This is a genomic window from Polaromonas sp. JS666 (genome assembly GCF_900103405.1).
Lineage (GTDB): Bacteria > Pseudomonadota > Gammaproteobacteria > Burkholderiales > Burkholderiaceae_C > Polaromonas.
Window position 1 is genome coordinate 453,020 of the sequence record NZ_FNHX01000003.1, and the last position, 20,525, is coordinate 473,544.

Below are 20,525 nucleotides of genomic sequence, written 5' to 3' on the forward strand. Positions count from 1 at the left end.
CCCCTGGCCTGCGTGGGGTTTTGGGCGGGCACCCGGAGTTTTACCGGCCTGCGTTTCGCGAATTTCTGTGAGAATCACGGTGATGAGAACAATATGCTTACATTGCGTTTGACCTCCCCTACATGACCACTGTTGTTTTTGCCGATCTTGTGGGCAGCACCAGCATGTTTGAACGGCTGGGCGATGAGACCGCGTCGCGCTTCGTGACGCAGCTCATAGGCGTGCTCAGCCAGGTCTTCGAGCAGCACCAGGGCCGGGTCGTCAAGCTGCTGGGCGACGGCCTGTTCGTGGTCTTTCCCAACGAGGGCGACGCGCTCTCGGCCTGCATCAGCATCCAGAAGCGCCTGCAGGAAAAACCCATCAAGCCCGGCGGCAGCGGCGCGCCGGTGCAGATGCAGATGGGCATCGAATCGGGCGAAGTGGTCGAGATCGACGGCGACTGCTTCGGCGACACCGTGAATTCCGCCGCCCGCCTGGCCGACCTGGCCGGCGCCGCGCAAATCCTCACCACCGAAAACGTCTGGACCGCGCTGTTGCCGGTGCAAAGGTCGGCGCTGCGCAGCATGGGGCCCATGTACCTGCGCGGCCGGGCCGAAGCCAGCCACGTCTACCGCGTCGAATGGATGGCCGGGCGCGACGAGGACGCCACCATGGCGGGCCGCTCCATGTTCGCCTCGCCCAGCCAGGCTTTCCTCGAGCTGAGTTTTGCCGGGCAGACCCTGAGGCTGGACGCCAAAAGCAGCAAGCTGGCGCTGGGCCGGGGCGCCGATGCCGCGCTGAACCTGAACGACCCGCGGGTCTCGCGCATGCATGCCACGCTGGAGTGGCGCGGCGGGCAATTCGTGCTGACCGACGCTTCCAGCTACGGCACCTGGGTCTACCTGGGCAACCAGAGCGAAGCCGTGGTGCTGCGCCGCACCGAGTGCTACCTGGTGGGCAGCGGCCACATCGTGCCGGGCTGCGACCGCACGGACGACAACGCGCCGCTGGTCGCGTTTGCCATCCGTACCTGAGTTACCTGATGTGTGCGGGCCGCAACAGGCGCGGCGCATCGGGAAAAGTTACGCTTTCCAGAGGCTTGTCCGCCCGGCGTTGCAGGCTAGAATCGATTTTTGTTTCAAGACGTAGCCGGGCCGCTGGGTAGCCCGCAGGCCATCCCGCCTTTTTTGCCTCTTCAGCCCATCTCGCCCAATTCCACCTCCTCATGAGTCTCAAGAAGCTTGGCCGATACGATCTGATCAACGTCCTCGGCAAGGGTGCGATGGGGCTGGTGTACGAGGGGCGCGACCCCAACCTGGACCGGCGCGTCGCCATCAAGACCATCAAGGTGGAAAACCTCTCCGAGGAGGCCGCCGCCGAATACGAGGTGCGCTTTCGCACCGAGGCCCGCTCCGCCGCGCGCCTGCAGCACCCGCACATCGTGAGCGTCTACGACTCCGACCGCGACGGCGACATCGCCTTCCTGGTCATGGAATTCGTCGACGGCGACGACCTCAAGCACCACCTGGACAAGGGCAACCTCTACACGCTGGAGCAGACCCTGGGCATCATGGGCGACCTGCTGTCGGCGCTGGAGTACGCGCACCGGCAAAGCATCGTGCACCGAGACATCAAGCCGGCCAACCTGCTGATGGAGACCAGCGGGCGGGTCAAGCTGACCGACTTCGGCGTGGCGCGCATCCAGGATTCGGGCGAGGCCACGCGCACCCAGGGCTCCATGGTGGGCACGCTCAAATACATGTCGCCCGAGCAGGTGCAGGGCCGCCCGATTGACGCCCGCGCCGACCTGTTCGCCGCCGGCATCGTGCTGTACCAGCTGCTCACGGGCAAGCGGCCTTTTGACGGCGACACCGATTTCGCGACCATCCAGCAGATCGTGGGCCACACGCCTGCGCCGCCCAGCAGCTTTAACCCCAAGCTGCCCGCCGCGATCGACGCGGTGGTGGCCAAGGCCCTGGCCAAGTCGCGCGACCAGCGTTACGCCAGCGCGCAGGACTTCCTTTTGGCGCTGCAGGCCGCGGCCCGCGAAGCGGCCGACACCACGGTGCAGCCGCCGGCCATACCGGTGGGGCCGGGCAGCAACTCGACCTGGACCTCCACGCTGCTGGCCGGTGAAGCCCTGGTCGGCCTGCAGTCAGGCACCAGCGCCGACATCCCCATGGTGACGCAGGAGCTGGAGCTGGTTTACTGGAAAGAGATCAAGGAGTCCATGGACGTCGAGGACATCCAGGGCTTTCTCGCCAGGTTCCCGTCCGGCATCTATGCCGACCTGGCCCGCCGCCGCCTCAAGAAGATGGGTGTGCCGGGCGGGGAGGATTCCGACATCGGCAGGCGCCTGGGCACCGGCACCCTGATCGTTCCGCGCCCGGCCGGGCAAGACGCGGCCGCCGGTGCGACCCATCCGGGGGCGACCAACCCCGGCGTGACCAACCCCGGGATTACCAATCCAGGCGTGGCCAGTTCTGGGGTGACCAGTCCCGGGGCGACCAATCCTGGGGTGACCCATCCCGGCACGGCGACCGACCTGGCCTGGAAGGCGCTCGAGGAAGCCGCGGCGCAGGCGCCGGTGGTGCCTCCACCCTTGCCGGCCGTACCCGCAGCCGACGACCCGGATGCCACGCGCCTGGGTGCGCCAGTCATGGCCGTGCCATCGGCACCAGTACCAGCACCGGCCGCACCGCAGCCGCAGAGCGAGCCCTCTGAATGGCCGGAGACGGTGTTCAGCGATGCCGGCCCGGTGACGGTCCAGTTCGAGGCCGCCGAGGCAAAAGCCAAGGCCGAAGCCGCGCCTGCCGCCGCCGCAAGCGCCGCGGCCGTTGCGCCCGAGGCCAAGCCGGAGTCCTCCTCGCGCAAGCGCCGCAGCGCCGAGCCGGGCGCGCCCGCGAAGGCGTCCGCAGCCTCTCCTCCTCCTTACCTGGTGTGGGGCGGGATCGCCCTGGTGGCTTTGGTCGTCCTGGGCGTAGGTGTCAGGCAACTCTCGAAACCGAAGGCGCCGGCACTGGCGGCCGCCCAGCCGGCCGCCGTGGCGGCGGACAATGCCGGCCCGGCGCGGCCCGCGGCGCCGGCCGCTCCCCAGCCGGCGGTGCAAGCCGCCCAGGCCCAGCCCGCGGCGGCCGCGGCACCCGTGCCGGCTGCGGCGGCATCGACGGCGGCCGCGCCGCTGTCTCCAGCCTCCAAGGCCGCGGCGGCGCAGGCCATTGTGGCCAAAAAAGCCGCCCAGGAGAAAGAGCGTCTGGCCAAGCAGCAGGCGGCGCAAGCCAAATCGGGCGGCAGCACCAGCGCGCCCGCGGCCGCGGCTGCCGAGCATGCCCCGGCACCGGCGCCATCCGCGAATGCCGGCAATCCGCGCCAGGCCTGTGAGGACCGCGTGCTGATCGGCTTCCAGATCTGCATGAGTGAGCAGTGCGCCAAGCCGGCCTTCACCAACCACCCGGTCTGTGTGGAGCGCCGCGCGATGGAGCAGCGCCGGCGCGAGGCCGAGCAGCTCAGGCGCTGAGCCGCGGCGACGGCCCGCCAAGGGCAGGCGCGCTCCGGTTTACTGTTCGTCCGGCGACTGCTGCTGGCCGTACCAGCCGGCGGGCCGGCGCTGCGCCTGCTGCTGGCGTTCCTGGGCCAGTTGCTCCTCCAGCTGCAGCCGGCCCTGCGTGGCCACGGCGATGACCTTGGTGCGGTCCTTGCGGTGCGGGTACATGCGCTCGAACAGCTCGAGGTTGTGCCGGCGAAAACGCATGGCGGCCTGGCGCGCTTCGTGCGGCGGCTGGCCCAGCAGTTCCAGCACGCTGCGCGCGCTGCGCAGGCTGGACTCGAAGACCTCGCGTTCGACCAGCATCACGCCGCGGTCGCGCAGCGCGTTCCAGTGCGTGACGTCGCGCGCGCGGGCCACGATTTGCATCTGCGGGAAGTTCTCGCGCGCGATGTCGACGATCTTGAGCGACTGCTCCATGTCGTCCACCGACAGCACCAGGATCTTGGCGGTGGCCGCGCCGGCGGTGCGCAGCAGGTCCAGGCGCGTCGCGTCGCCGTAGAAGACGCGGTAACCGAAGGCGCGCACGGTTTCTATCATCTCGGCGTCGTGGTCCAGCACCGTGGCCTGCACGCCCTGAGCCAGCAGCATGCGGCCCACGATCTGGCCGTAGCGGCCGAAGCCGGCGATGATGATGGGCGCTTCCTGCTGCTCGGAGATTTCCTCGAGCTGCGGCAGGTTGCAGTTGGCGTAGCGCGGCACCCAGAGCTTGTCCACGGCCACCAGCAGCAGCGGGCTCAGCAGCATGGACAGCGCCACAGCGCCTATCAGCAGCGAGGCCGTTTCGGCGGAAAACACCTGGGCCCCGGCGGCCGCCTGGAACACCACAAAGGCGAATTCGCCGCCCTGCGCCAGCAGCACCGCGAACACCGGCCGCTCCTGGTAGGGCAGCTTCATGAGCTTGGCCAGGCCGTAGATCACGCCCAGCTTCAGGCCCAGAAAACCCACCAGGATGACGGCCATCAGGCCGGGCGAGCGCCACAGCACGCCGAAATCGATGCTCATGCCCACGGCGATGAAAAACAGGCCCAGCAGCAGGCCCTTGAAGGGCTCGATGTCGGTCTCCAGTTCGCGCCGGTATTCGCTTTCCGCCAGCAGCACGCCGGCGAGGAAGGCGCCCAGCGCCATGGACAGGCCCACAAACTGCATCAGCGCGGCGATGCTGACCACCAGCAGCAGCGAAGCCGCGGTGAAGATCTCGGGTGTGCCGCTGTTGGCGATCCAGCGCAGCAGCGGGCGCAGCAGCAGGCGGCCGCCCAGGATGATGGCGGCGATCGCGCCGACGATCTTGAGCGCTTCAAACGCCCGGCCGCTGTGGCTGGCGGCCTCGCTGTCGCCGGCCATGGCGCCCAACAGCGGCAGCAGCGCCAGGATGGGAATGGCCGCCACGTCCTGGAACAGCAGGATGGAAAAGCCCGCCTGCCCGCTCGACGTCGGCAGCAGGTGGCGCTCGCCCATGGCCTGCAGCGCGATCGCGGTGGACGACAGCGCCAGGCCCAGGCCGGCGACCAGCGCCGTCTGCCAGCCCACGCCGAAGGCCATGGCCACGCCGGTCAGCAGGGCGGCGCAGCCCAGCACCTGCGCGCTGCCCCAGCCGAAGATCGGCCGGCGCAGATTCCACAGGCGCTTGGGTTCGAGCTCCAGGCCGATCAGGAACAGCATCAGCACCACGCCGAACTCGGCGAAATGCAGGATGTCCTGCACATTGGTGACCAGGCCCAGGCCCCAGGGGCCTATGGCGATGCCGGCGGCCAGGTAGCCGATGATGGAACCCAGGCCGAGTTTTTTGGCCAGGGGCACCGAGATGACGGCAGCCGCTAAATAGATAAAGCTGTTGACCAGCCAGGTGGGTGCATGTTCCATCAGGCAGCTCCCCCGGCATTGGCCGCGGCTGCATGTTCGACCAGCCGGTCTCTCATGGGCACGACGCAGGCGGCGCATTGTTCCAGGTCTTCGAGCTCGGGCCAGTCAGGGTAGCTTTGCAGGCGCTGGCTGAAGGTGGCGACGTGCTCGGCCACGGCCTGCCGGCCTACGCTGTGGGCGCCGTGCAGCACCAGCGGCGGCAAAAAGCGCATGCCGCACAGGGCCGCGCTCTGTTCATAGGGCGGCAGGAAGGCATCGAAAAAATACCGGTTGTAGCCTTGCGGGTGGTAGGAGTCCTCGGGGCCGCCCGTGGTGGCGACCAGCCACAAGTCCTTGCCCTGCAGCGCCCGGCCCCGGCCGCCTTCATCGCCAGCCTCGCCTTCGCCGTAAGCCCAGCCGTAGCTGAACACCTCGTCAAGCCAGAGCTTTTGCAGCGGGGGCATGGAATACCACTGGATGGGGTGCAGCAGCACCACCAGTTGCGCGCGTTCCAGGGCTGCCTGCTCCTTGGGAACATCGATGGCGTAGTCGGGATAACTTGAGTAAAGGTCTTGCACCTGCACACGCGGCAGGGCCTGCGCGGCCTCCATCAAGGGGCGGTTGACCCGCGATTCGCGCCAGGCCGGATGGGCTGCAATGACATAAATGTCAGTGTTGGCCGCGCCGCCCGTGGGTTTGTCAGTGGTTGTGATAAGACTGTCCATGCCGTTACCATAGCGGAAAAGCAAGCTTCCATAACGAGGAGATTCGCATGCCCGTGGTTGTGATCGCCAATCCGAAGGGGGGCGTCGGCAAAACGACGCTGGCCACCAACGTTGCCGGATTTTTCGCCAGCCAGGGCCATACGGTCATGCTGGGGGACGCCGACCGGCAGCAGTCTTCACGGCTGTGGCTGGGCCTGCGCCCGCCGGCCGCCCGGCAGATCGCCACCTGGGACGTCAACGCCGACCTGATCGTCAAGCCGCCCAAGGGCACGACGCATGTGGTGCTGGACACCCCCGGCGGCTTGCACGGCTGGCGCTTCAACGACGTGCTCAAGCTGGCCGACAAGGTCATCGTGCCGCTGCAGCCCAGCGTCTTCGACATCTTCGCCACACGCACTTTCCTGGACCAGCTCGCCGAACACAAGCATGCCGGCAAGATGCAGGTGGGCATTGTCGGTATGCGCGTGGATGCGCGCACCATCGCCGCCGACAAGCTGCGCGGCTTCGTCGAAGGCCTGGGGCTGCCGGTGCTGGGCTATTTGCGCGACACGCAGAACTACATCCACCTGGCGGCCCGCGGCCTGACCCTGTTCGACGTGGCGCCCAGCCGGGTCGAAAAAGACATGGAGCAGTGGAAGGGCATCTGCGAGTGGCTGGAACGTTGACTTGTCGCTGAGCCGACAAGAGGCTTGCCGCCATGCCGCTACAGTGGCGGCATGAAAATCTTCGCAACACTGGCCGAGCTGGCCGCCTGCACCGGCCAGGAAGTCGCCGTCAGCGACTGGATCACCATCACCCAGCAGCAGGTCAACCTGTTTGCCGAAGCCACGGGCGACCACCAGTGGATACATGTCGATGTCGAAAAAGCCGCGGCCGGGCCCTTTGGCGGGCCGATCGCGCATGGCTTTTTGACCTTGTCGCTGCTGCCGCGCTTTTTTGAGTCCTCCTTTGACATCACCGGCTCGCGCATGGGCGTGAACTACGGCCTTAACAAGGTGCGCTTCACCGCACCGGTGCCGGTGGGCAGCCGCCTGCGGGCGCGCATGAAGCTGCTGGCGGCCGAGGCGATTGACAACGCCGGCATGCAGATGACCTGGGAAGTGACGGTGGAGCGTGAGGGCTCGGCCAAACCGGTGTGCGTGGCCGAGTCGCTGGTGCGGCGCTACCCTTAAGCCGCGGGAAACACGGGAAACGCTGCGGGGCTAGATGCGCAGCAGTTGGCCGGCCGGCAGCCAGCCTTCAAACACCTCGATCAGGCTGTTGATGCGTTCGGCCGCCTCGCTCTGGCTGTGCGTCTGGGCGATGCACTGGTGCAGGTCGCTGCGCAGCAGCCACAGATCGGCCGGCGTCTTGGCGACATTCACTTTGTAGATAAGCCGCTGGGTGCGCATGTCGCGGCAGTCGTGCAACAAGGCCAGCAGGCTTTCGCGGATCTGTTCCACCGGCACGCGGTTGACCGGCCGTCCCGAGTCGGAAAAAGCGGGCGCCGCAAAGCCCAGGATACGCTGGATAACCGTGTTCACTGAAGACTCCTGCCAGTCTTGTGAACTGGGCGATGGGGAAGGGGTAAGGCTGGGATGGCCGGGTATCGGCATCCGCTCGCTTAAGTTTGAGGGACGAATAATAGGGTTTTTACCTAGTCTCTGGCAAGGAATTTGGGCCGGTAGCGGACGGGCGGTCGCCGGACCGTCAGCCGGTCGTCAGCTTTGCGCCGCGCCGCCAAAACCGTTTTGCCGCCAGGCTTCGAACACCGTGACGGCCACGCTGTTGGACAGGTTCAGGCTGCGCTGGCCGGGCCGCATGGGCAGTTTCAGGCGCTGGGCAGGCGGGAAGGATTCCCGCAGTTCGGGCGCCAGGCCGCGGGTTTCCGCGCCAAACACCAGCCAGTCTCCGGGCTGGAAGCGTGTCTCATACAGGCTGGCCGAACCCCGGGTGGTCATGGCGAACAGGCGGTCTGCGGGTGGTTGCTCACTTTCGAGCAGCGCCTGCCAGCTGGCATGGCGCAGCAACTGCGCGTACTCGTGGTAGTCCAGCCCGGCGCGGCGCATGTGTTTGTCGTCCATCGAAAAGCCCAGCGGCTCCACCAGGTGCAGCCGGCAGCCGGTGTTGGCCGCCAGCCGGATCACATTGCCGGTGTTGGGCGGGATTTCGGGTTCGACCAAAACGATATTGAACATGCGGGAGAGCGGTAAGGCGGAGCCGGGATTCTAGGCGGGGGCCGTTCTGGCAAACACCGCGGCGGTGATATGCGCGGCGCCCGCATCGCGCAGAGCCTGCGCGGCGGTGTAGAGCGAGGCGCCGCTGGTCATCACGTCGTCGACCAGCAGCACGCGCCGGCCCCGCAGCTCCGCGGCGCGCAGCGGGTCGACCTGGAAGGCGCCACTGACGTTGGCCAGCCGCTGCTGGCGCTTGAGCTGACTTTGCGGGCGGGTGTGCCGCACGCGCAGCAGCAACCGGGCGTCGGGGTGGGCGGCGGTCCGCGTCTGCCGGGCCAGCGCCGCGCACAGCTCCCAGGCCTGGTTGAAACCGCGCTCCCGCAGGCGCTGGGCCGACAGCGGTATCGGCAGCAGCCAGTCCTCAGGCCCCAGTTCGGCCAACACCTGCGCCAGGCTGGGCGACTGCAGCAGCAGGCCCGCAAAAAAACCGGCCCAGCCGTGCCGCTCGCCGAATTTGTAGCCGGCGACCAGCGTGGACCAGGGGTAGGCGTAATCAACGCCGGCGAAGGCGCGGTCCAGCGGCGGCGGCTCGACGGCGCAGGCGCCGCACAAGGGCGGGCCTGTTCGCAAGCCCATGGAAAGGTCGGCCGGCAAGGCCAGCGCACAGCGGGTGCAGCGTGCCTTTGCTTGCGCGAAGCGGGCCACGCAGGGCTCGCACACCTGGCGCGCGGGCCAGCCGCGGCAGACCGCGCACTGGCCGGCGATTCCCGCCTTGATGCCGCAGGCAAAGCCGCTCCAGCGGGGCAGGAATGCGGAGGGCGCAAGCAGGCGTGTGAACACCGTGCCAATATACTCGCCTACCTTTTGAGCGAGACGCCTTGCCTTCTTCCATGACCCCCACCGAGCGCCCGCCCACGCTGGATCCGATCGCCGTCAGCCGCTGGGAGCGCAGCGCCCCCCTGGCCTCGCCCTGGCTGCACGAGGAAGTGGCGCGCCGCATGATGGACCGCCTGCAGTGGATCAAGCTGCAGCCCCAAAGCTGGGTGCACTGGGGCGCGCTGCGCGGCGGGCTGCAGGCCCATGCGCAGCTGGCCAAGACCTACCCGGGGGCCACGGCCTTTGTGTTGGAGAACCATCCGCATCGCGCGCGTGAGGCGATGAAAGGCATCGTGCAGCCGTGGTGGACGCCGCGGCGATGGACGGCCGCCCCGGTGCGTTTTGAAGCGCCACCGCCCGCCAGCGCCGACATGCTGTGGGCCAATATGGCGCTGCATGAATCGGCCGACCCGCAGGCCTTGCTGGCGCAATGGCGCGAGGCGCTCAAGGTCAACGGCTTCCTGATGTTTTCATGCCTGGGCCCGGACACCGCGAAGGAGCTGCGCGAGGTCTACGCGCAACTGGGCTGGCCGCCCGCGGGCCACGAACTGACCGACATGCACGACTGGGGCGACATGCTGGTGCAGACCGGTTTTGCCGAGCCGGTGATGGACATGGAGCGCATCACGCTGACCTATGCAACGCCCGCGCGGCTGCTGCAGGACCTGGCCGAGCTGGGCCGCAATTTCCACTCCGCGCGTTTTCCCGCGTTGCGCGGCCGGGCCTGGAAGGCCAGGCTGGAGGAGGCGCTGGGCCGACATCTCGTCAAGGGCGAGGATGGCCGCCTGTCGCTGACCTTCGAGGTCATTTACGGCCACGCATTGAAGGCGCCGCCCAAGGTCAAGGTCAGCGCGCTCAGCGCGGTGTCGGTGGCCGACATGCGCAGCATGCTGCAGGGCGGGCGGCCCGGCGCCTGAGCGTCGGCCTTGGGTGCCGGGGCTGTTGCGTGGGCGCCTATCCGGCCCGCCGCGAGCGCTGGTTTGGGGGCTTTTCCAGGGGAGCGGCGGGGCAAACCGGCTACAATTCAGTACAGATTTTGGGGATGTTCCCAAGCCTCGCGCGGCCCGTGCCCGGCATGGACCGCTGTTTTTTTGGGGGGTTGCCGCATGCTGCAGCCAACGCCAGCGTTTCGTTTTGCCACCTCACCCGCGCAGGGTACCCACAGCCACGATGCTGTGTTGTGGCTTCTCAAGCGTCACTGTTCACTCACCCCGGCCCAGCTCGGGTGGCTTTACGTGTCGCTGTGCGGCGTTTCGCTGGGGATTGCGGCATTCTTCTGGGCCCAGGGCGCCACCATGGTGATGCCTTTTGCCTGGGCTGAATTGCTGGCGGTGGGCGCGGCCTTTGTGGTGTATGCCCGCCATGCGGGGGACGGTGAAAAAATCGTCCTCGAAGGCGGGCAGCTGGTGGTGGAGCTTGAAACGGCGGGGCGCACCGAGCGCGCGGAGTTCAACCGTGAGTGGGTGCGTATCGAGCCCAAGGATGGGGATGGCTCGCTGATTGAAGTGTCCGGGCAGGGGCGGTCGGTGCAAGTGGGGCGGCATGTGCGGCCTGAGCTGCGCCCAGCGTTGGCCCGTGAGATTCGGATGGCGTTGCGGGGCGGTTGAAGAGGCGCTGAAAGTCTCGCGTCAGTTGAGGTGCGGCGGGGGGACCCGCCGCTAACTTTATAATCAGCCGGTTAATTTGGTCGGTAATTGAAGCAGAAAAAGTGATCACGATGAACGTAAGCAACACCATGAGCAAAATGACACGGCTTGGCATGCAGCATGCAGGCGCAATTCTGGTATCTGCGGCCGCCTGGGTCAGCACCGCCGCTTACGCCGTCAACGACCTGAAGGGCGGCCCCGCCGTCAACCAGCTGAACCTGCACCCGGCCGTGACCAAGATCGCCGAAGAACAGCAGTGGCTGCACTGGTTCATGATGGCCATCTGCCTCGTGATCTTCGTGGCGGTGTTCGGCGTGATGTTTTATTCCATCCTGAAGCACCGCAAGTCGGTGGGCCACAAATCGGCCAACTTCCACGAGTCCACCGCCGTGGAAATCGCCTGGACCGTCGTTCCATTCCTCATCGTGATCGCCATGGCGCTGCCCGCCACCAAGGTGCTGGTCGCCCAGAAAGACACCACCGGCGCCGACCTGACCATCAAGGCCACTGGCATCCAGTGGAAATGGGGCTATGACTACATCAAGGGCGAAGGCGAAGGCATAGGCTTTGTCTCCACGCTCGACAACACCCACCGCGAAATGTCCGACAACGGCGGCCCCAAGGCCGGCGAAGCGCCCGACAACTACCTGCTCAAGGTCGACAACCCGCTGGTTGTTCCCGTCAACAAGAAAATCCGCATCATCACCACCGCCAGCGACGTGATCCACGCCTTCGCGGTGCCGGCCTTCGGCATCAAGCAGGATGCGATTCCCGGTTTTGTGCGCGACACCTGGTTCCGCGCCGAACAAGTGGGCGACTTCTACGGCCAGTGCCAGGAACTCTGCGGCAAGGAACACGCCTACATGCCCATCCACGTGAAGGTCGTCTCCGCCGCCGACTACAGCGCCTGGGTCGCCGTCAAGGCCAAGGAAGCCGCCGCCAAGGCCGATGATCCTTCCAAGGTCTGGACCCTGGTCGACCTGAAAGCCCGCGGCGAAAAGGTTTACGCCGCCAACTGCGCAGCTTGCCACCAGCCCAACGGCAAGGGTGCCGGCCCGATCAAGCCGCTGGACGGCTCGGCCATCGTGCTCGACGCCGACCACAAGAAGCAGATTGCCACCGTGCTCAATGGCGCCGCCGGCGGCGCCATGCCATCGTGGAAGGCTTTGAGCGACACCGACCTCGCGGCTGTCGTCAGCTACACCAAGAACAATTGGTCCAACCAGACCGGCCAGATCGTCCAGCCCGCCGAAGTGCAGGCCGCCCGCAAGTAAGCCGATCCGCCCCACGACCAGAATTCGCCGGCGCCTTGCGCGCTGGCCGCCAAGATAAAGCTACAGGCCAAAGCCACCAAAGGAAGCCAAGATGAGTGCAGTTCTAGACCATCACGACCACGCGCACGACGACCACCACGACCATGCCCCGGCGGGCTGGCGCCGTTGGGTCTTCGCGACCAACCATAAAGACATCGGAACGCTCTACCTGCTGTTCAGTTTCTTCATGTTGATGTTCGGCGGCGTGCTGGCCTTGCTGATCCGCGCCGAGCTGTTCCAGCCCGGCCTGCAACTGGTCAACCCCGAATTGTTCAACCAGCTCACTACCATGCACGGCCTGATCATGGTGTTCGGCGCCATCATGCCGGCCTTCGTGGGCTTCGCGAACTGGATGATTCCGCTGCAGATCGGCGCGGCCGACATGGCTTTCGCCCGCATGAACAACTTCAGCTTCTGGCTGATGATCCCCGCCGGCATCATGCTGGCCGGCTCCTTCTTCATGCCCGGCGGCGCGCCCGCCGCGGGCTGGACGCTTTACGCGCCGCTCACGCTGCAGATGGGCCCGTCCATGGACGCCGGTATTTTCGCGATGCACATCCTGGGCGCCTCGTCCATCATGGGCTCGATCAACATCATCGTGACCATCCTGAACATGCGCGCTCCCGGCATGACGCTGATGAAGATGCCGATGTTCTGCTGGACCTGGCTGATCACCGCCTACCTGCTGATCGCCGTGATGCCCGTGCTGGCCGGCGCCATCACCATGACGCTGACCGACCGCCACTTCGGCACCAGCTTCTTCAACCCCGCCGGCGGCGGCGACCCGGTGATGTACCAGCACATCTTCTGGTTCTTCGGCCACCCCGAGGTCTACATCATGATCTTGCCGGCTTTCGGCATCATCAGCCAGATCATTCCGGCCTTCTCGCGCAAGCGCCTGTTCGGCTACGCCTCCATGGTGTACGCGACCGGCTCCATCGCCATCCTGAGCTTTGTCGTGTGGGCGCACCACATGTTCACCACCGGCATGCCAGTCACGGGCCAGCTGTTCTTCATGTACTCCACCATGCTGATCGCCGTGCCCACGGGCGTGAAGGTGTTCAACTGGATCGCCACCATGTGGCGCGGCTCCATGACCTTTGAAACCCCCATGCTGTTCGCGGTGGGCTTCATCTTCGTGTTCACCATCGGCGGCCTGACGGGCGTGATTCTGTCGGTCGCGCCGATCGACATCCAGCTGCAGGACACTTACTACGTGGTGGCCCACTTCCACTACGTGCTGGTGGCCGGCTCGCTCTACGCCCTGTTTGCCGGCTACTACTACTGGTCGCCCAAATGGACCGGCGTCATGTACAACGAAACCCGCGGCAAGATCCACTTCTGGTGGTCGCTGATTTCCTTCAACGTGACCTTCTTCCCGATGCACTTCCTGGGCCTGGCCGGCATGCCGCGCCGTTATGCCGACTACCCCATGCAGTTCGCCGACTTCAATGCCGTGGCCAGTGTGGGTGCCTTCTTCTTCGGTTTCGCGCAGCTTTATTTCTTCCTGTTCATCGTGGTGCCCACGATGCGCGGCAAGGGCGCACCGGCCAAGCAGAACCCCTGGGTCGACGAAGGCGGCAAGGGCGCTGAAGGCCTGGAATGGGAAGTCCCATCCCCCGCGCCTTTCCACACCTATGAAACCCCGCCCAAGCTGGATGCCTCGGCAACCCGCGTGATCGGCTGATTCAAACTCCATCGGTCAACCGCCATGACGACACCTGAACAAAAGAAAAGCAACCTGAGGCTGGCCCTGATACTGGCCTCGGTCGCGCTGGTCTTTTTTCTGGGCTTCATGGCCAAGATGATTTTCCTGGCGCACTGAACCGGTCCGTCCGGCCCCAGGCTCAAACCGATACCACTGTGATGCGGCTCAAGCGCGAAAACTTCAAGATGATGGGCAAGCTGGGCGTGATCGTGCTCGGCATGTTCGCCTTCGGTTATGCGCTGGTGCCGCTTTACAAGGCGATTTGCGAGATGACCGGCATCAACGTGCTGGCCCTGTCCGACCGGCAGATTCCCGGGGCGACCTCCAGCCTGCCGGCCAACACCCAGGTGGACTTCAGCCGCACCATCACCGTCGAGTTCGACGCGAATTCGCGCGGCCCCTGGCAGTTCAAGCCCGCGACAAACACGCTGCAGGTGCATCCGGGCGAGTTGACCACGGTGATGTACGAATTCCAGAACGTGCAGAACCGGACCATGTCGGCCCAGGCCATTCCCAGCTACGCGCCTGCGCAGGCCGGCGCGCACTTCAACAAGCTGGAATGTTTCTGCTTCAGCCAGTACACCCTGGCGCCCGGTGAGAAAAAGCAGTGGCCGGTGGCTTTTGTCATCGACCCGAAGCTGTCGAAAGACGTGAGCACCATCACGCTGTCCTATACCTTTTTTGAAGTCGGCGGCAAGACGCCGGCCGCACCGGCCACGCCCAAAGCGACGACGGCCGGTGTTGCTGCTGAAAAACAGGCAGGCGCATGAGCAGCATGGCCGCCGCACCCGCCAAAAAACCTTCCTTCTGGCGCACGGTCAAGGCCGTGGCCTGGTCCTTCGTGGGGCTGCGCGCGCGCGGCGATTACGAGGAAGACGTGAAAAATTTGAACCCCCTCCACATCATTGTGGTCGGGCTGATCGCCGTGGTGGTATTTGTCGCAGTCCTGGTGCTGCTGGCGAAGTGGATGGTCGCGCGCTGAGGCCGCATCCGCCAGCGCATCACGGTGTGAATTAAAAAGATTATTGGAAATTCGAGAGAAAAACAGGAGTCCAGCGATGTCATCAGCAACCCACGGGTCTACCCCCCACTATTTTGTTCCCAGCCCATCGAGCCATCCGGTGATGGCGTCTATCGGCCTGTTTTTTGTCATTCTCGGTGCCAGCCAATGGATCAACGGCCACGACTGGGGCAAATGGTCGCTGGCCTTCGGCATGATCTGGTGGCTGATGACGCTGTACCGCTGGTTCAGCCAGTCCATCGCCGAAAGCGAAGGCGGCATGTACGGCCGCAAGATCGACATGTCTTTCCGTTGGAGCATGAGCTGGTTCATCTTCTCGGAAGTGATGTTCTTCGGCGCCTTCTTCACCGCCCTATGGTGGGCCCGCTCGCACTCGTTGCCCGCGCTGGGCAGCCTGGACAACGCCCTGCTCTGGCCTGACTTCAAGGCCGTCTGGCCCAGCCTGGCCGCCGGCGTGACCGCTTCGCCCGCTGACATCATCGAGCCATTCACCGCCATGAAGCCGCTGGCCATTGGCGGCGGCGTTTGGGCCAGCATCATGGGCTCCCTGCCGACGGTCAACACCGCGCTGCTGCTGAGCTCCGGCGTCACCATCACCATCGCCCACCATGCGCTGATCGAAGGCAAACGCGCCCGCACCATCGCCTTCATGTGGGCCACGGTTCTGCTCGGCGTGGTCTTCCTCTTCGTGCAGGGCTATGAGTACTTCCATGCCTACCATGAGATGAACCTGAAGCTGTCGTCCGGCGTGTACGGCTCGACCTTCTTCATGCTCACGGGCTTCCACGGCTTTCACGTGTTCGTCGGCATGCTGATGCTGCTGTTCATCACGCTGCGCCTGCAAAAAGGCCATTTCACGCCTGAAAAGCACTTCGGCTTTGAAGGTGCCGCCTGGTACTGGCACTTTGTGGACGTCGTTTGGCTGGGCCTGTACATCCTGGTGTACTGGCTCTAAGAACCTGTTCTCAGGAACCATTGGCGGCTACGGCCGCTCAACCAAAGGCCGCTTGATGCGGCCTTTGTTCTTTATTTCGCCACCTGGCGTGACGTTTATTTGCCTGCGGGAATACCGGTGGGCTGTATGTAACCGAGCTTCCACGCAATCAGAATGCAGATGAACAGCAGCACAGAGAACCCGATACGGAAGGCCAGCGCGCGCGCCATATTATTGGCCTTGCGCTTGCCGTCCTTGCTGTCGCCGCTGCTGCCCCTGAGCATGAAAAAAAGCGCGGAAGCCAGGCTGGCCAGGATGGCGATAAATGCCAGTGCAACGAGGTAGTTCATGAACAGGATTATCGGCGCATGACACCGGCTTTGCATTCTCCGCGCTTCTGGCTGCTGACCGCGGCCGCCGTGCTGGTGGCCGGCACCACCTTCTCGCTGGGGCAGTGGCAGCTGCGCCGCGCCGCGCAGAAGGAAGCCCTGCAGGCCGCCGTCGAGTCCAAGGGCCGCCTGCCCGCGCTCGATGTGCGCGCGCTGCTCGCGAGCCCAGACATGGCGGGCGAAATACACCGGCCGGCCGTGCTCAAGGGCAGCTGGCGGCCGGAACACACGGTCTACCTCGACAACCGGCCCATGGCCGGCAAGACCGGTTTTGTGGTGCTCACACCGCTGGTGCTGGAAGGCGGCGCCCAGGCCATCGTGGTCCAGCGCGGCTGGGTGCCGCGCGATTTTGCCGACCGCACGCGCCTGCCGCAGGTGGCAACGCCCGCCGGCACCGTCACCGTCGAGGGCCGTATCGCTTCGCCACCTTCCAAACTTTATGAGTTCCAGGGCATAGAGACCGGCCGGATACGGCAAAATCTCAACTTGCCGGCCTACCGGGCGCAAACCGGCCTGCCGCTGCTGGAGGTTTCTTTGCTGCAGACCGGCGCGGCCAGCGAAGGCCTGCTGCGCGAATGGGCTGCCCCGAACCTCGGCGTCGACAAGCACTACGGTTATGCCTTCCAGTGGTTCGGCCTGTGCGCCCTGGTGGTCATTCTTTATGGCTGGTTTCAGCTGGTTCTTCCTTTCCGTGCCCGTATCCACTCACGCCGCCCAACAAGCCGCGATCAACTGCCGTGACCCCTACGCCTGACACTTCCCCCAACCCCGCCGCCGCGCCCGCCTCGCAGGACCTGCCCCTGGGCCTGACCGTGCACACCATGCCCGTGCTGGACCAGTCCAGCACGCGCGAGCCGAACACCGTCGCGGGCCGCTGGAAGATGCTGGCCGTGCTGCTGGTGTGCGCGGCCCCGGTGGTCGCCTCCTATTTCACCTACTACGTGGTCCGGCCCGAAGGCCGCCGCAACTTCGGCGAGCTGATAGAGCCGCAGCGCCCGCTGCCGCCGCTGGCCACGCGCACGCTCGACGGCCGCAGCGGCACGCTGACGGCGCTCAAGAACCAGTGGCTGCTGATCAGCGTGGCCGGTGGCGCCTGCGATGCGCGCTGCGAGCAGAACCTGTATTTCCAGCGCCAGCTGCGCGAATCGCTGGGCAAGGAAAAAGAGCGCGTGGACCGCGTCTGGCTGGTCGCCGACGACGCGCCCGTGCGCGATGCGCTGCTGCCGGCACTGGCCTCCTCGGCCGTGCTGCGCGTGGCACCGGCTGAACTTGCGCAGTGGCTGGAGCCCGCCGCCGGCAAGCGCCTGGAAGACCACCTCTACCTGGTCGACCCCATCGGCAATTTGATGATGCGTTTCCCGGCCGACATGGATACCGCCGCCGCGGCCAAGGCCAAGCGCGACCTGGAGCGCCTCCTGCGCGCTTCGAGCAGCTGGGACAAGGAAGGCCGTTGAATATGGCCCTCACGCTTTTCACTTCGTGTAATGCGCGAGGCCTTGCAGGCCGCGGCTCGCGAGACGCTTCGCCTCTGTCGCCCGTCCAAGCCTGCGCAGGCAGGCTTGGAGCCGCGGGCTCCAGCCCCTCGGGGGCCGCTGCGCCTGCGGTCCGGCAAAGCCGGTTCCGCGGCCCCTGCTTGCATGAATACCTTCAGGGCGTTGCGGGCCACCTTTCTTTTTAATCATGGCTGCGCAAAATCTTTACGACCTGAGCCCCGCCCTGCGCCTGATGATCATGGGCCTGGTGGTTGCGCTCGGGCCGCTGGCTTGGGTGTGGGCGCACAACAAGAACGCGCCGGTGGCGCAGCGCCTGCGGGTGTTGACGCTGGTCACGCTTTTCCTCACCTTTGACCTGGTGATCTTCGGCGCCTTCACCCGGCTCACCGACTCCGGCCTGGGTTGCCCCGACTGGCCCGGCTGCTACGGCAGCGCCAGCCCGGTGGGCGCACAAATGCACATCGAGGCCGCGCAAACCGCCATGCCGACCGGGCCGGTCACGCATTCCAAGGCCTGGATCGAGATGGTCCACCGGTATCTCGCAACGGGCGTCGGTGTGCTGATCCTGACGCTCACGGTGACCAGCTGGCTGGAGCGCAAGCGCATAGCCGTCTCGCCCTGGTGGCCCACCGTCACGTTGGTGTGGGTGTGTTTGCAAGGCGCTTTCGGCGCGCTCACGGTCACCATGAAGTTGTTCCCCGCCATCGTCACCCTGCATTTGCTGGGCGGCCTGGTGCTGCTGGCTTTGCTGCGCGCGCAATCGCTGCGTTATGCCGGGCTGCAGGCGCCGCCGGCCCCGGGTTTGGGGAAGGGCCTGCGGCTGGCCGCACTGGCCGCGTTTGCCTTGCTGTGGCTGCAGATCGCCCTGGGCGGCTGGGTCAGCACCAACTACGCGGTGCTGGCCTGCACCGACTTTCCGGGCTGCCAGAACTCGCTGTGGCCGGCCATGGACTTTCGCCAGGGTTTCACGCTGTGGCGCGAGCTGGGCGCGGGCCATGACGGCGCCAACATCAGCTTCCAGGCGCTCACGGCCATCCACTATGTGCACCGCCTCACCGCCTACCTGGTGTTTGCCGTGTTCCTCGCGCTGGCCTTCTTTCTGCACCGTGTGCCGGCGTTTCGCGCGCCTGCGCGCTGGCTGGCCGGACTCATCGTGCTGCAGGCCGTGACCGGTATCAGCAACGCCGTGCTGGGCTGGCCTTTGCTGGCTGCCGTCATGCACACCGGCGGAGCCGCCGCCCTGGTCATTGTGCTCGGCGGCGTGGTCTTTTCCGGCCGCGGCGGGCCCTCTGTGCCACATGCGTCAAAATTGAATGCCTAGCGACTCCCCATGAACCCCAGTACCCCGTCCGCCGCCCCGGCTTCCGCCGCGCCCCACGTCCCGTCGAAGTTCGCGCAGTTCTATGCGCTGACCAAGCCGCGCGTGGTGCAGCTCATCGTGTTCTGCGCGCTGATCGGCATGGTGCTGGCCGTTCCCGGCGTGCCCAGCTGGCCCGACGTCAGGCTCGCGCTGATCGCCTGCGCCGGTATCTGGCTGGTCGCCGGGGCCGCCGCGGCCTTCAACTGCCTGGTCGAGCAACAGATCGACGCGCGCATGCGCCGCACCGCCTGGCGCCCCACGGCCAAGGGCGAACTCAGCAACCCGCTCACGCTGGCGTTCTCGGCCGCGCTGTGCGCGCTGGGCTCCTGGATTCTGTATGTGTGGGTGAACCCGCTCACCATGTGGCTGACCTTTGCGACCTTCATCGGCTACGCGGTGGTCTACACCGTGATCCTCAAGCCCATGACGCCGCAGAACATCGTGATCGGCGGCGCCTCGGGCGCCATGCCGCCGGTGCTGGGCTGGGCCGCGATGACGGGCTCCGTCGGCCCCGAGGCGCTGATCCTCTTCCTGATCATCTTCCTCTGGACGCCGCCGCATTTCTGGGCGCTGGCCTTGTACCGCGTCGAGGACTACCGCAAGTCCGGCCTGCCCATGCTGCCCGTCACCCACGGCAACGCGTTCACGCGCCTGCAGGTGTTTTTGTACACGCTGGTGCTGTTTCCGGCCTGCCTGATGCCCTTCATCTTCAAGATGAGCGGCTGGCTTTACCTGGTGGCCGCCGTGGCGCTGAGCATAGGCTTTAGCTGGTACGGCTGGCGCCTGTGGCGCAACTATTCCGATGCGCTGGCGCGCAAGACCTTCCGCTTTTCGCTGATCCACCTTTCGGTCTTGTTCGCGGCCCTGTTGCTGGACCACTACCTTGTCTGACACCGCATGAAAACCCCCAACACCTTGCTGTCCACGCGCCGCGGCGCGATTCGAACCCTGGCCGGCGGCGCAGCACTCGCGGCCACGGCCGGCCTGCTGGCGGCCTGCGCGCCCGACAAGCCGCAGTTCAAAAGCATTGACCTGACCGGTGCCGACTATGCGCAGGGCTTCACGCTGGCCGACCACAACGGCCAGGTGCGCACGCTGAAGGATTTCCCCGGCAAGGTGGTCGTGGTCTTCTTCGGTTTCACGCAATGCCCCGATGTCTGCCCGACCTCCATGGCCGAGCTGGCCCAGGTCAAGAAGCTGCTGGGTGCCGACGGCGACAAGCTGCAGGCCATCTTCATCACCGTCGACCCCGAGCGCGACACGCCCGAGCTGCTCAAGGCCTATATGGGCAACTTCGACCCGGGCTTTCTGGCGCTGCGCCCCACCATGGCCCAGCTGCCGGAAGTCGCCAAGGACTTCAAGGTCTATTACAAAAAGGTCGACGGCAAGACCCCCGGCAGCTACACCATGGACCACTCCGCGGGCAGCTATGTCTTTGACGGCAAGGGCCACATACGCCTGTACAACCGCTACGGCGGCGGCGCGGAAGCGCTGGCGTCCGACATCCGCCTGCTGCTGAAGAACGCCTGAGCAGTTCGG

At 65.9% G+C, this 20,525-nt stretch carries 23 protein-coding genes; 17 read left to right on the plus strand and 6 right to left on the minus strand.

Annotation, left to right across the window (positions count from 1 at the left end):
- Positions 1–122: 122 nt before the first annotated feature.
- Together BLQ85_RS10290 and BLQ85_RS10295 are read left to right on the plus strand one after the other, a co-directional pair.
- Positions 123–1,013, plus strand: coding sequence for an adenylate/guanylate cyclase domain-containing protein (locus tag BLQ85_RS10290; protein ID WP_074576514.1), 891 nt, complete (start codon positions 123–125; stop codon positions 1,011–1,013).
- Positions 1,014–1,204: 191 nt separating this feature from the next.
- Positions 1,205–3,496 (plus strand): serine/threonine-protein kinase, encoded by a 2,292-nt coding sequence (locus tag BLQ85_RS10295; protein WP_074576517.1) that lies wholly within the window; start codon positions 1,205–1,207, stop codon positions 3,494–3,496.
- Between the two features lie 39 nt (positions 3,497–3,535).
- On the opposite strand, the gene kefC is transcribed toward BLQ85_RS10295, so the two are convergent.
- Entirely contained in the window at positions 3,536–5,386 is a 1,851-nt protein-coding gene (gene kefC, locus BLQ85_RS10300) for a glutathione-regulated potassium-efflux system protein KefC (RefSeq protein WP_074576519.1), read from the minus strand.
- Positions 5,386–6,090 carry a glutathione-regulated potassium-efflux system oxidoreductase KefF gene (locus tag BLQ85_RS10305; RefSeq protein WP_074576522.1) on the minus strand — a complete coding sequence of 235 codons (705 nt, stop codon included), beginning with the start codon at positions 6,088–6,090 and terminating at the stop codon, positions 5,386–5,388. Before BLQ85_RS10305 ends, kefC begins: the two co-directional genes overlap by 1 nt.
- A 47-nt stretch (positions 6,091–6,137) precedes the next feature.
- On the opposite strand from BLQ85_RS10305, the gene BLQ85_RS10310 reads away from it, so the two are divergent.
- Entirely contained in the window at positions 6,138–6,755 is a 618-nt protein-coding gene (locus BLQ85_RS10310) for a ParA family protein (protein ID WP_074576524.1), read from the plus strand.
- A 51-nt stretch (positions 6,756–6,806) separates the two neighbouring features.
- Positions 6,807–7,262, plus strand: a complete 456-nt coding sequence (locus tag BLQ85_RS10315) for a MaoC family dehydratase (RefSeq protein WP_074576526.1) — start codon at positions 6,807–6,809, stop codon at positions 7,260–7,262.
- A 30-nt stretch (positions 7,263–7,292) separates the two neighbouring features.
- Here BLQ85_RS10315 and BLQ85_RS10320 read toward each other — a convergent pair whose 3' ends face one another.
- The 3 genes from BLQ85_RS10320 to BLQ85_RS10330 all read right to left on the minus strand — a co-directional run bounded on the left by BLQ85_RS10320 (position 7,293) and on the right by BLQ85_RS10330 (position 9,086).
- Positions 7,293–7,613 carry a hypothetical protein gene (locus BLQ85_RS10320; protein WP_074576528.1) on the minus strand — a complete coding sequence of 107 codons (321 nt, stop codon included), beginning with the start codon at positions 7,611–7,613 and terminating at the stop codon, positions 7,293–7,295.
- Positions 7,614–7,790: 177 nt separating this feature from the next.
- Positions 7,791–8,267 carry a tRNA (uridine(34)/cytosine(34)/5-carboxymethylaminomethyluridine(34)-2'-O)-methyltransferase TrmL gene (gene trmL, locus BLQ85_RS10325; protein ID WP_074576530.1) on the minus strand — a complete coding sequence of 159 codons (477 nt, stop codon included), beginning with the start codon at positions 8,265–8,267 and terminating at the stop codon, positions 7,791–7,793.
- A 30-nt stretch (positions 8,268–8,297) separates the two neighbouring features.
- The gene (locus tag BLQ85_RS10330; RefSeq protein WP_254806402.1) at positions 8,298–9,086 is read right to left on the minus strand and encodes a ComF family protein; all 789 of its coding nucleotides are present in this window, start codon (positions 9,084–9,086) and stop codon (positions 8,298–8,300) included.
- A 50-nt stretch (positions 9,087–9,136) separates the two neighbouring features.
- Here BLQ85_RS10330 and BLQ85_RS10335 point away from each other — a divergent pair, with 50 nt between their 5' ends.
- The 8 genes from BLQ85_RS10335 to BLQ85_RS10365 all read left to right on the plus strand — a co-directional run bounded on the left by BLQ85_RS10335 (position 9,137) and on the right by BLQ85_RS10365 (position 15,765).
- Positions 9,137–10,039, plus strand: a complete 903-nt coding sequence (locus tag BLQ85_RS10335; protein WP_074576532.1) for a methyltransferase domain-containing protein — start codon at positions 9,137–9,139, stop codon at positions 10,037–10,039.
- Positions 10,040–10,228: 189 nt separating this feature from the next.
- Complete coding sequence (locus tag BLQ85_RS10340) at positions 10,229–10,729, plus strand: DUF2244 domain-containing protein (RefSeq protein WP_083336811.1); 501 nt, start codon at positions 10,229–10,231, stop codon at positions 10,727–10,729.
- Between the two features lie 137 nt (positions 10,730–10,866).
- A complete protein-coding gene (gene coxB / locus BLQ85_RS10345; RefSeq protein WP_074576841.1) occupies positions 10,867–12,042 on the plus strand; it encodes a cytochrome c oxidase subunit II in 1,176 nt (391 codons plus the stop codon).
- A gap of 91 nt (positions 12,043–12,133) precedes the next feature.
- Positions 12,134–13,768 carry a cytochrome c oxidase subunit I gene (ctaD, locus tag BLQ85_RS10350; RefSeq protein ID WP_074576535.1) on the plus strand — a complete coding sequence of 545 codons (1,635 nt, stop codon included), beginning with the start codon at positions 12,134–12,136 and terminating at the stop codon, positions 13,766–13,768.
- 24 nt (positions 13,769–13,792) lie between these two features.
- Positions 13,793–13,906: a cytochrome oxidase small assembly protein gene (locus BLQ85_RS24690; protein ID WP_217631815.1), complete on the plus strand. Its 114-nt coding sequence runs from the start codon at positions 13,793–13,795 to the stop codon at positions 13,904–13,906.
- Positions 13,907–13,947: 41 nt separating this feature from the next.
- Positions 13,948–14,559 carry a cytochrome c oxidase assembly protein gene (locus tag BLQ85_RS10355; protein WP_074576537.1) on the plus strand — a complete coding sequence of 204 codons (612 nt, stop codon included), beginning with the start codon at positions 13,948–13,950 and terminating at the stop codon, positions 14,557–14,559.
- On the plus strand, positions 14,556–14,771 hold the full coding sequence (locus BLQ85_RS10360; protein WP_074576540.1) for a DUF2970 domain-containing protein: 216 nt from the start codon (positions 14,556–14,558) through the stop codon (positions 14,769–14,771). Before BLQ85_RS10355 ends, BLQ85_RS10360 begins: the two co-directional genes overlap by 4 nt.
- A gap of 76 nt (positions 14,772–14,847) precedes the next feature.
- Positions 14,848–15,765 carry a cytochrome c oxidase subunit 3 gene (locus tag BLQ85_RS10365; protein ID WP_074576542.1) on the plus strand — a complete coding sequence of 306 codons (918 nt, stop codon included), beginning with the start codon at positions 14,848–14,850 and terminating at the stop codon, positions 15,763–15,765.
- Positions 15,766–15,860: 95 nt separating this feature from the next.
- Here the strand turns inward: BLQ85_RS10365 and BLQ85_RS10370 are convergent, their stop codons facing one another.
- Positions 15,861–16,094: a twin transmembrane helix small protein gene (locus BLQ85_RS10370; RefSeq protein ID WP_074576544.1), complete on the minus strand. Its 234-nt coding sequence runs from the start codon at positions 16,092–16,094 to the stop codon at positions 15,861–15,863.
- A gap of 18 nt (positions 16,095–16,112) precedes the next feature.
- On the opposite strand from BLQ85_RS10370, the gene BLQ85_RS10375 reads away from it, so the two are divergent.
- The 5 genes from BLQ85_RS10375 (at position 16,113) to BLQ85_RS10395 (ending at position 20,516) form a co-directional block, all read left to right on the plus strand.
- Positions 16,113–16,874, plus strand: a complete 762-nt coding sequence (locus BLQ85_RS10375) for an SURF1 family protein (protein ID WP_074576546.1) — start codon at positions 16,113–16,115, stop codon at positions 16,872–16,874.
- Positions 16,875–16,954: 80 nt separating this feature from the next.
- A complete protein-coding gene (locus BLQ85_RS10380; protein ID WP_083336826.1) occupies positions 16,955–17,587 on the plus strand; it encodes a hypothetical protein in 633 nt (210 codons plus the stop codon).
- Positions 17,588–17,813: 226 nt separating this feature from the next.
- The gene (locus BLQ85_RS10385; RefSeq protein ID WP_074576550.1) at positions 17,814–18,947 is read left to right on the plus strand and encodes a COX15/CtaA family protein; all 1,134 of its coding nucleotides are present in this window, start codon (positions 17,814–17,816) and stop codon (positions 18,945–18,947) included.
- Positions 18,948–18,956: 9 nt separating this feature from the next.
- Positions 18,957–19,877 carry a heme o synthase gene (cyoE, locus tag BLQ85_RS10390; RefSeq protein WP_074576552.1) on the plus strand — a complete coding sequence of 307 codons (921 nt, stop codon included), beginning with the start codon at positions 18,957–18,959 and terminating at the stop codon, positions 19,875–19,877.
- Positions 19,878–19,883: 6 nt separating this feature from the next.
- On the plus strand, positions 19,884–20,516 hold the full coding sequence (locus BLQ85_RS10395) for an SCO family protein (RefSeq protein ID WP_175456086.1): 633 nt from the start codon (positions 19,884–19,886) through the stop codon (positions 20,514–20,516).
- The last annotated feature ends 9 nt before the right edge of the window (positions 20,517–20,525 follow it).

What these genes read in the sequence shown, in the direction of transcription:
- BLQ85_RS10290 (WP_074576514.1), top strand. Translation starts at nt 123, where the DNA reads ATGACCACTGTTGTTTTTGCCGATCTTGTGGGCAGCACCAGCATGTTT.
- BLQ85_RS10310 (WP_074576524.1), top strand. Translation starts at nt 6,138, where the DNA reads ATGCCCGTGGTTGTGATCGCCAATCCGAAGGGGGGCGTCGGCAAAACG.
- BLQ85_RS10335 (WP_074576532.1), top strand. Translation starts at nt 9,137, where the DNA reads ATGACCCCCACCGAGCGCCCGCCCACGCTGGATCCGATCGCCGTCAGC.
- ctaD (WP_074576535.1), top strand. Translation starts at nt 12,134, where the DNA reads ATGAGTGCAGTTCTAGACCATCACGACCACGCGCACGACGACCACCAC.
- BLQ85_RS10375 (WP_074576546.1), top strand. Translation starts at nt 16,113, where the DNA reads ATGACACCGGCTTTGCATTCTCCGCGCTTCTGGCTGCTGACCGCGGCC.
- BLQ85_RS10305 (WP_074576522.1), bottom strand. Translation starts at nt 6,090, where the DNA reads ATGGACAGTCTTATCACAACCACTGACAAACCCACGGGCGGCGCGGCC.
- coxB (WP_074576841.1), top strand. Translation starts at nt 10,867, where the DNA reads ATGACACGGCTTGGCATGCAGCATGCAGGCGCAATTCTGGTATCTGCG.
- kefC (WP_074576519.1), bottom strand. Translation starts at nt 5,386, where the DNA reads ATGGAACATGCACCCACCTGGCTGGTCAACAGCTTTATCTATTTAGCG.
- cyoE (WP_074576552.1), top strand. Translation starts at nt 18,957, where the DNA reads ATGAACCCCAGTACCCCGTCCGCCGCCCCGGCTTCCGCCGCGCCCCAC.
- BLQ85_RS10370 (WP_074576544.1), bottom strand. Translation starts at nt 16,094, where the DNA reads ATGAACTACCTCGTTGCACTGGCATTTATCGCCATCCTGGCCAGCCTG.
- BLQ85_RS10295 (WP_074576517.1), top strand. Translation starts at nt 1,205, where the DNA reads ATGAGTCTCAAGAAGCTTGGCCGATACGATCTGATCAACGTCCTCGGC.
- BLQ85_RS10355 (WP_074576537.1), top strand. Translation starts at nt 13,948, where the DNA reads ATGCGGCTCAAGCGCGAAAACTTCAAGATGATGGGCAAGCTGGGCGTG.
- BLQ85_RS10385 (WP_074576550.1), top strand. Translation starts at nt 17,814, where the DNA reads ATGGCTGCGCAAAATCTTTACGACCTGAGCCCCGCCCTGCGCCTGATG.
- BLQ85_RS10380 (WP_083336826.1), top strand. Translation starts at nt 16,955, where the DNA reads ATGCCCGTGCTGGACCAGTCCAGCACGCGCGAGCCGAACACCGTCGCG.
- BLQ85_RS10360 (WP_074576540.1), top strand. Translation starts at nt 14,556, where the DNA reads ATGAGCAGCATGGCCGCCGCACCCGCCAAAAAACCTTCCTTCTGGCGC.
- BLQ85_RS10365 (WP_074576542.1), top strand. Translation starts at nt 14,848, where the DNA reads ATGTCATCAGCAACCCACGGGTCTACCCCCCACTATTTTGTTCCCAGC.
- BLQ85_RS24690 (WP_217631815.1), top strand. Translation starts at nt 13,793, where the DNA reads ATGACGACACCTGAACAAAAGAAAAGCAACCTGAGGCTGGCCCTGATA.
- BLQ85_RS10340 (WP_083336811.1), top strand. Translation starts at nt 10,229, where the DNA reads ATGCTGCAGCCAACGCCAGCGTTTCGTTTTGCCACCTCACCCGCGCAG.
- BLQ85_RS10395 (WP_175456086.1), top strand. Translation starts at nt 19,884, where the DNA reads ATGAAAACCCCCAACACCTTGCTGTCCACGCGCCGCGGCGCGATTCGA.
- BLQ85_RS10315 (WP_074576526.1), top strand. Translation starts at nt 6,807, where the DNA reads ATGAAAATCTTCGCAACACTGGCCGAGCTGGCCGCCTGCACCGGCCAG.
- trmL (WP_074576530.1), bottom strand. Translation starts at nt 8,267, where the DNA reads ATGTTCAATATCGTTTTGGTCGAACCCGAAATCCCGCCCAACACCGGC.